Source organism: Micromonospora sp. NPDC001898, from assembly GCF_042891255.1.
In the GTDB taxonomy this organism is placed as follows: domain Bacteria; phylum Actinomycetota; class Actinomycetes; order Mycobacteriales; family Micromonosporaceae; genus Micromonospora.
In genome coordinates this window covers 25,208-33,463 of the sequence record NZ_JBIATC010000003.1, presented here as the reverse complement: position 1 = coordinate 33,463, position 8,256 = coordinate 25,208, and the positions used below count along the sequence as shown (strand labels likewise).

Here is an 8,256-nt window from a genome sequence, read left to right as displayed (position 1 = left end):
CGGTCGCCCGGGTCGCCTTGGTCGCCCTGGCGGGCGTACCCCGACAGGTCGTGCGTCTCCTCGGTGACCCGGTCGGGTCCGGCCGGACCGGCGGCCCGGACGGCGGCCAGTTCCGCGGCCGAGATGACCTCCGTCGGCCCCTCGATCAGCTCGTGCACCGACAGGTCGTCGGCGTGGTCGTCCGCCCTGGTCATCACGCCCCCAGCAGGCTCTGGCCGCAGACCCGGACGATGTTGCCGCTGACCGCGCCGCTGGCCGGCCAGGCCAGCCAGCCGATCGTCTCGGCCACGTCCACCGGCAGGCCGCCCTGGGACATGCTGTTCATCCGGCGGCCCGCCTCCCGGATCACCAGCGGGATCCGGGCGGTCAGCCGGGTCTCGATGAAGCCGGGGGCGACCGCGTTCACGCTGATCCCGCGCTCGCGCAGCACCGGGGCGAGCGACTGCACCAGGCCGATCACCCCGGCTTTGGAGGTGGCGTAGTTGGTCTGGCCCCGGTTGCCGGCGATCCCGGCGATCGAGGAGACCGAGACGATCCGCCCGCCGGCCGGGATCAGCCCACGCTCCAGCAGCACGTCGTTGATCCGCTCCTGGCTGGAGAGGTTCACGTCGAGCACCTGGTCCCACCGGTCGGCGTCCATCCGGCCCAGGGTCTTGTCCCGGGTGATGCCGGCGTTGTGCACCACCACGTCGACGTGTCCGTGCCGGCCGGCCAGGTGGTCGGCGAGCCGGGTCGGTGCGTCCGGGGAGGTCAGGTCGAGCTGCACGGCGGTGGCGCCGATCTCGTTGGCCACGGCTGCCAGTTCGTCCCCGGCGGCCGGGACGTCCAGCGCGACCACCTTCGCCCCGTCGCGGGCCAGCACCCGGGCCAGCGCCGCACCGATGCCCCGGGCCGCCCCGGTGACCAGGACGACCTGTCCGTCCAACGGCCGGTCCCAGTCGGCCGGCGGCTCGGCCTGGCCCGCGCCGATCCGGACCACCTGCCCGGAGACGTACGCGGACCGGCCGGAGAGCAGGAATCGCAGGGTCGCCTCCAGGCCGGTGCCCGTGCCCGCGTCCCCCGCCGGGGTGACGTGGACGAGCTGGGCGGTCACACCCCGCCCGAACTCCTTGCCGATGCTGCGGGTCAGCCCTTCGAGGGCCCGCTGGGCGGTCGCCTCGCGCGGCGAGCCGCACTCCTCCGGCGGGGTGCCCAGCACGATCACCCGGCCGCTGGGCAGCACCGAGCGGGCCTGCGGGTGGAAGAACTCGTGGAGCTGGCGCAGGCCGGTGGAGTCGGTGATGCCGGTGGCGTCGTACACCAGGGCGGCGTGCCGCCGCTCCGGGCCGGGCGCGGCGGCCGGGTCGGCCAGCTCGACCCCGGCGGCGGTCATGATCCTGCCGACCTGCCCGGCGAGCCGGCCGCCGGTGGCCGCGCCGAGCAGCACCGGCCCGGGGACCAGCGGGTCGCCGGGGGTGTGCCGGCGCAGTCGTGGCGGATCGGGCAGCCCGAGGCGCTTGACCAGCGCGCGGCCGGCCCCCGATCGGACGAAACTCGCGTACCTGTCGGTCATAGGCGTAGCCTACTGGCCAGTAGGTTGTGGGCAAGTCCTGAATTGGAGGCGGGATCGTGCAGAGCATCCGGCGGGTCGCGGTCATCGGCGGCAACCGCATCCCCTTCGCCCGGTCCAACTCCCGGTACGCCAGCGCGTCCAACGCGGACCTGCTCGGCGCGGCGCTGGACGGCCTGGTGGCCCGGTTCGGGCTGGCCGGGCAGCGGGTCGGCGAGGTCGTCGCGGGGGCGGTGCTGAAGCACTCGAAGGACTTCAACCTGACCCGCGAGGTGGTGCTCGGCTCCCGCCTCGACCCGCGCACCCCGGCGTACGACATCCAGCAGGCCTGCGGCACCGGCCTGGAGGCGGCGATCCTGGTCGCCAACAAGATCGCCCTCAGGCAGCTCGACGTCGGCATCGCCGGCGGCGTGGACACCACCTCCGACGCGCCGCTCGCGGTCAACGAGGAGATGCGCCGCACCCTGCTCCGGCTCAACAGCGCCCGGACCCTCGGCGAGCGGCTGAGGATCGCCGCGAAGCTGCGCCCGGCGCAGCAGTTCCAGCCGGAGATCCCGCGCAACGCCGAGCCGCGCACCGGGCTGTCGATGGGCGAGCACGCCGCCCGCACCGCGCTGCGCTGGGACGTCGACCGGCAGGCCCAGGACGAGCTGGCGCTGCGCTCCCACCAGCGGCTCGCCGCCGCGTACGAGCGGGGGTTCTTCGACGACCTGATGACGCCGTACCTCGGGCTGACCCGGGACCAGAACCTGCGTCCGGACACCAGCCTGGAGAAGCTCGGCTCGCTGAAGCCGGCCTTCGGGCACAAGGGCCCGGACGCCGACCGGGCCACCATGACCGCCGGCAACTCCTCGCCGCTCACCGACGGCGCGTCAACGGTGCTGCTCGCGTCCGAGGAGTGGGCGCGCGAGCACCGCCTCCCGGTGCTCGCCTGGTTCAGCTGGTCCGAGACGGCTGCCGTGGACTTCGTGCACGGCGACGAGGGGCTGCTGATGGCCCCCGCGTACGCCGTGCCCCGGATGCTGTCCCGGGCCGGGCTGACGTTGCAGGACTTCGACTACTACGAGATCCACGAGGCGTTCGCCTCCCAGGTGCTGGCCACCCTGGCCGCCTGGGAGTCGCCGGAGTTCTGCAAGGACCGGCTGGGCCTGGACGCTCCGCTCGGCGCGATCGACCGGGACCGGCTCAACGTCAACGGCTCGTCGCTGGCCGCCGGGCACCCGTTCGCCGCCACCGGCGGGCGGATCGTGGCCACCCTGGCCAAGCTGCTCGCCGAGAAGGGCAGCGGGCGGGGGCTGATCTCGATCTGCGCGGCCGGCGGCCAGGGCGTGACGGCGATCCTGGAGCGCTGAAGGCTGGTTGTCCGCTGGTCGGAGTTCGAGCGCGGCGGCCACTTCCCGGCGATGGAGGTCCCCGAGCTTCTGAACGCCGACGCGCGTACCTTCCTTCCGCCGGCGGCACCTGGCTAGCCTGAGACGCTCTCTTGCCGAGCAGCCGGAGGTCCACGCTGATGTCTGCCCATCCGACGCCCCTGCCCGAGCCCGAAACTCGCCACGCGCCCCCGTCTGCGGCGGTGCCCGGTCCTTCCGGGGGCGTCGGGATCGGCCGGAGCGCCCAGGTCGTCACCGGCCTGCTGTTGCTCGCGCCGGCGGCTGTCGCCCTGCTCTGGTCCTATGTGCTTCCGTCGGTCGGCACCCTGGTGGAGAGCTTCCGCCAGCGCAGCCTGCTGGACGGGCCGACCGAGCCGGCGGGCGGCGACAACTACGCGCAGGCGATCGAGCGCGGGTTCCTCGGGGACCTGGGCTTCGCGCTGCTGCTCGCCCTGGTGCCACTGCTGCTCGCGCTCCTGGTCGCGCCGCTGCTCGCCCTCGCGGCACGGCACGTCGGTCGGGTGCCCCGCCTGGTGACCCGGGCGCTGCTGGCCCTGCCGCTGGCCACCTACGCCCCGCTCGCGGTGGGCGCGGCGTGGACCCTCGACCGCGTTGGGGCCGACCGGGACGCCTGGGCCCAGGCGTCCACGCTCACCGCCGTACGCACCGCGGCGCTGCTGACCGCCGGGCTGGTGGTCGCGGTCGGCGCCACGCTCTTCCTCGGCGCGCTGCGCCGCCCCGACGGCGGTGCTTCCTCCGGTGGCCGCTCCCGCTCGGCGGTGCTGGTCGTCGCCGGCGTGCTGGGGCTGGCGGTCGTCGCGGTGACCGTGCAGTCCTGGTCCCTTCAGTGGCCCGTCCTCGGCGTACGCAGGGAGGACACCGGCCCGCTGGTGCGGCTCGTCCAGGACAGCATGGTCCGGCTCGACTTCGGCGTCGGCGCCGCGGGCAGCGTGCTGCTGCTCGTACTGCTGGCCGTGCTCGGCGTCCTCGCCGTCGGCCTGCTCCTGGTCACCCGTACGAGGATCGTCTTCACCGGGTGGCGGGACCGGCCGACGGGAACGGCACCCGGAACGAGGAACCCGATTGCGCTCGGTCTGCTGGTGGTGGGGCTGCTGGCGTTCCTCGGGCTGCTCGGCTACGTGCTGGCACCGTGGCTACGGTCGCTGGCCTCGGGTTCCGGAGAGCTGCCCGCCAGGCTCTCCGCCGGCAGGATCCAGGCCAACACCTGGCTCCCGCCGTTGATCTCCACAGTGGTCGGGGTGGGGCTCGCCGCCCTGGCGGGCTTCGCCATCGGTGGCCTGCGTCCGCTCGGCCGCGCCAGCGAGTTGCTCCTGCTGCCGTTCGCGCCCTGGCTCTTCGTCGGCGTCGGCCCGCTGGCCATCGCCCATTTCGACCGGGCCCGGGAGGCCGGCCAGCTCGACACCTTCGTCGGGTTGATCCCGCCGGGCTGGCTCTGCATCCCCGCGCTGGTGGCGTTCACCCTTTTCTTCCGGGGCCAGCGGGAGCACTGGGCGGCCGGCGGTCGATTCGGCCCGACCATGCTGCTGCCCGCCCTCCCCCTGCTGGCGGCCGTCGGGCTGCTCGACTGGCTGATCGGCGCGCAGAGCTGGCTCTGGCCGCGACTGGTGGTCCAGAGCATCGAACACGCGCCGGCGTCCAATCTGCTCGTCATGCGGCTCGCGGAGACGTTCGGCGCCGACGGGTCGGCGCAGGGGCTGATGGCCCAGGTGTTGCCGCTGCCGATGCTGGCGCTGTTCCTGGTCGCGTTCGTGGCGTTGCAGGTGGGCTACCTGGACCGGCTGGCCGTCCGGGCGGGCACGGCGGAAAACCGCCCCTGACCAGGTCTTCCTTGATCGTCTGCTGAGAAGTGAGTCGACACGCCGGCCGTGGTCTCCGAAATCAGCAGACGGTCACGGCGGCACCTTTCCCCACCACCGACTGACAAAACGCACAAAACCTCTCTTTCGCGTCCGAACCTCCTGACGATGAGGGCACCTGTCGTCCTTCATCAGGAGGTTCGTAGTGAGTTCCAGACGATGGCTGGTCGCCGCGCTCTCCGGCGCGGCCCTGGTCCTGCTCCCCGGTGCCGCGTACCAGTTCGCCACCCCCGCCGCGATGGCCCAGGCCGACGCGCTCACCGAAGACGGCCGGTCGCAGCCCGGGCAGCCCGGCGGCCGGCCGGCCCCCTACCCCGGTGGTGGCCCCTCCCAGCCGTCACCGCCCACGCCGCAGGGCCTCTGCCGCCCCGGCCTGCCGCCGAACGCGCCGGAGACCACCCAGTTCTTCGACGGAAACAGGCTGCTCGGGCCGTCCCAACTGCCCGCCGCCGCACCGGTCGGGCCGCTGCTCGCCGGCTACCAGCGGCTCGGCGCGCAGTCCGAGAGCCAGTGGCTGGCGAACTACACGGCCGGCAGCCCGGCCCAGCTGCGCTTCCCGCCGCAGGACGGCTACGTCCTCGGCCCGCACGGCGAGCCGATCAAGGCCCGGCAGACCCTGCTGTCCGGGTACCGCCTCGACCGCTTCGGCTTCCCCGGCGGCGGCTTCCTGTCCCCGCTCGGCACCCCGTTCAGCGCCCGCTCGCTGGCACCCCAGAGCCTGAACACGCCGCCGATCCCGCCGCCCCCGCCCGGCGTGCCGGCGGCGGCCCCGTTGGCCAACTACCACACCTACTGTGTGCTCAAGCCGTTCGACGTCGACTCCGGCCCGATCGCGCCGTGGTTCGCCCAGCCCGGCCTGGGCACCCAGTTCCAGCTCAACCCGGCGTACGTGCCACAGGCCGGTGGCACCCTGAACGTGCAGTGGCTCATCGACCACCAGTACATCGTCGAGGAGTACCTGGGCGCCGCCGGGCCGTCGTGCCCGACGACCGCCGTGCCGCAGCAGGGTAGGGCGGACGGCGCGGTGCCCGTCTGTTGAGGCCCGTGAACAGGGGAGGTCGGGAGTGGACCGGTACGAGGTGCGCGACGCCCTGCTGGCGACCGGGATGTCACCGGACGCCTTCGAGCTGGAAGGCGTGCACGAGCACGTGCCGGTCCCTCCCGACTTCTGGTTCCTGCGCCGGTCGATCGGGCAGCGGTGGGAGATCGGCGCCTACGAGCGCGGCCGGTACGACGTCCGGCTGGTGTTCGACACCGAGGAGCAGGCGTGCGCGGGGCTCTGGCGGGCCCTGACGGGCCGCCCCGCACCCGGGTGAGTTGATCCCCGGCCACCTGCGGGCGGCCGATCGGGGTGGTGTCAGACTGAGGCACGTGACGATCCCGAACGTGCTCGCCAACCGGTACGCCTCGCCTGAGCTGGTCGCCCTCTGGTCGCCGGAGGAGAAGGTACGGATGGAGCGGCGGCTCTGGCTCGCCGTCCTCCGCGCCCAGCGCGACCTCGGCGTGGCCGTCCCCGACGGGGTCGTGGAGGCGTACGAGCGGGTGCTGGACGACGTCGACCTGGCCTCGATCGCCGAGCGCGAGCGGGTCACCCGGCACGACGTGAAGGCCCGGATCGAGGAGTTCAGCGCGCTCGCCGGGCACGAACACGTGCACAAGGGGATGACCTCCCGGGACCTCACCGAGAACGTCGAGCAACTCCAGGTGCGTGCCTCGCTGGAGCTGGTCCGGGACCGGGTCGTCGCCACGCTGGCCCGGCTCGCCCGGCTCGCCCACGAGCACTCCGGCCTGGTGCTGACCGGCCGCTCGCACAACGTCGCCGCGCAGGCCACCACGCTGGGCAAGCGCTTCGCGTCGGCCGCCGAGGAGCTGCTGATCGCGTACGAGCGGCTGGCAGACCTGATCAACTGGTACCCCCTGCGTGGGATCAAGGGCCCGGTCGGCACCGCCGCCGACCAGCTCGACCTGTTCGACGGTGACGCCGCGAAGGTCGCCGAGCTGGAGCGCCGGGTCGCCGAGCACCTCGGCTTCTCCCGGGTGCTGGACAGCGTCGGCCAGGTCTACCCGCGCTCGATCGACATGGCGGTGCTGGCCGCACTGGCCCAGGTGGCCGCCGCGCCGTCGTCGCTGGCCACCACGATCCGGCTGATGGTCGGCCAGGAGCTGGTCACCGAGGGCTTCAAGGCGGGCCAGGTGGGTTCCAGCGCGATGCCGCACAAGATGAACACCAGGTCCAGCGAGCGGGTGAACGGCTTCGCGGTGATCATCCGGGGGTACCTGTCGATGGTCGGCGAGCTGGCCGGCGACCAGTGGAACGAGGGGGACGTCTCCTGCTCGGTGGTCCGCCGGGTCGCCCTGCCGGACGCGTTCTTCGCCGCCGACGGGCTGTTCCAGACGTTCCTCACCGTGCTCGACGAGTTCGGGGCGTACCCGGCGGTGATCAACCGGGAGCTGGAGCGCTTCCTGCCCTTCCTGGCCAGCACGAAGATCCTGGTCGGGGCGGTCCGGCGGGGCGTCGGCCGGGAGGCCGCGCACGAGGCGATCAAGGAGCACGCGGTCGGTGTGGCGCTGGCCATGCGTGAGCGGGGCACCGCCGAGAACGACCTCTTCGACCGTCTGGCCGGGGACGAGCGACTCGGCTTGTCCCGCGCCGACATCGACGACCTGGTCGCCGACCGCACCGCCTTCGTCGGCGCCGCCGAGGCCCAGATCAACGCGGTCACCACCCGCATCGCCAAGGTCGTCACCGCCCACCCCGATGCCGCCAACTACTCCCCACCCCCCATCCTCTGATCCACCCCACCCGCCTCGCCCCCCTGTCGGGCGGGACTGCGCCCGGAGGTGGGGTGGGTCAGGAGTTGCGGGTGGGGGTGTCGGCGGCGGAGCTGAGGTTGGGGGCGCTGGCGGGTTCGGCGATGCCGCCGGGGGACCCGGTGATCGCCGGGTCGTTGGCCGTCTCGGCCGCGATCATGGGCTGGTCCGGGGGCATGATGTCCGGGGTCTTGGGTGCCACGATCACCGCCGTGCCGTACGCGCAGATCTCCATCCACATCTCGCCGCAGTCCCGGCTGTCGAAGCGCATGCCGATCACGGCGTTCGCGCCGAGCCGGCGGGCCTCCTCGCCGAGGCGGGCCACCGAGTCCGTCCGCCAGCGGGTCAGGTTGTCCGGCGCCATCGGGTCGTACGCGCCGCCGCGGAGGTTCTTCACCCCCTCGCGGTACGGGTTGCGCGTCCTGGCCATCGAGGACACCACTTCGCCGAGGATCTGGCGGATCTCGTAGCCGGGCAGTTGATCCGTCGTCACGACCAGCACGGTTCGATGCTGTCGCACCGGCCGGGGGCCGGTTCGTCGGCCGTGGTCAGCTGACCGGATGCTGCAAAACGGGTCGGCGCGGACGGCCGGCGCTCCGCCGACCATCCGCGCCGCCCGCGGTGTCAACGACCCGACAGGCCCCAGACG

At 73.4% G+C, this 8,256-nt stretch carries 7 protein-coding genes and 1 pseudogene; 5 read left to right on the top strand and 3 right to left on the bottom strand.

The window, feature by feature from the left end:
* Nucleotides 1-194: pseudogene (locus ACFYZF_RS08140) on the bottom strand (hypothetical protein); the annotation flags it as partial.
* A complete protein-coding gene (locus ACFYZF_RS08135; RefSeq protein ID WP_387017191.1) occupies nucleotides 194-1,552 on the bottom strand; it encodes a 3-oxoacyl-ACP reductase in 1,359 nt (452 codons plus the stop codon). The gene ACFYZF_RS08135 and the pseudogene ACFYZF_RS08140, both read right to left, overlap by 1 nt.
* Nucleotides 1,553-1,608: 56 nt before the next feature.
* On the opposite strand from ACFYZF_RS08135, the gene ACFYZF_RS08130 reads away from it, so the two are divergent.
* From ACFYZF_RS08130 to purB, 5 genes are all read left to right on the top strand, one after another.
* Nucleotides 1,609-2,901 carry an acetyl-CoA C-acetyltransferase gene (locus tag ACFYZF_RS08130; RefSeq protein WP_387017189.1) on the top strand — a complete coding sequence of 431 codons (1,293 nt, stop codon included), beginning with the start codon at nucleotides 1,609-1,611 and terminating at the stop codon, nucleotides 2,899-2,901.
* 221 nt (nucleotides 2,902-3,122) lie between these two features.
* Nucleotides 3,123-4,757, top strand: a complete 1,635-nt coding sequence (locus tag ACFYZF_RS08125) for a sugar ABC transporter permease (protein ID WP_387017187.1) — start codon at nucleotides 3,123-3,125, stop codon at nucleotides 4,755-4,757.
* 184 nt (nucleotides 4,758-4,941) lie between these two features.
* Complete coding sequence (locus ACFYZF_RS08120) at nucleotides 4,942-5,835, top strand: TNT domain-containing protein (protein ID WP_387017185.1); 894 nt, start codon at nucleotides 4,942-4,944, stop codon at nucleotides 5,833-5,835.
* Between the two features lie 25 nt (nucleotides 5,836-5,860).
* Nucleotides 5,861-6,112, top strand: coding sequence for a hypothetical protein (locus tag ACFYZF_RS08115; protein WP_387017184.1), 252 nt, complete (start codon nucleotides 5,861-5,863; stop codon nucleotides 6,110-6,112).
* A gap of 55 nt (nucleotides 6,113-6,167) precedes the next feature.
* Nucleotides 6,168-7,589 (top strand): adenylosuccinate lyase, encoded by a 1,422-nt coding sequence (gene purB, locus ACFYZF_RS08110; RefSeq protein ID WP_387017182.1) that lies wholly within the window; start codon nucleotides 6,168-6,170, stop codon nucleotides 7,587-7,589.
* A gap of 58 nt (nucleotides 7,590-7,647) precedes the next feature.
* Here purB and ACFYZF_RS08105 read toward each other — a convergent pair whose 3' ends face one another.
* Entirely contained in the window at nucleotides 7,648-8,214 is a 567-nt protein-coding gene (locus tag ACFYZF_RS08105; RefSeq protein WP_387017180.1) for a YbjQ family protein, read from the bottom strand.
* Nucleotides 8,215-8,256: the final 42 nt, after the last annotated feature.

Coding starts and splice junctions, on each gene's coding strand:
- ACFYZF_RS08135 (WP_387017191.1), bottom strand. CDS start 1,552: ATGACCGACAGGTACGCGAGTTTCGTCCGATCGGGGGCCGGCCGCGCG.
- ACFYZF_RS08105 (WP_387017180.1), bottom strand. CDS start 8,214: ATGGTCGGCGGAGCGCCGGCCGTCCGCGCCGACCCGTTTTGCAGCATC.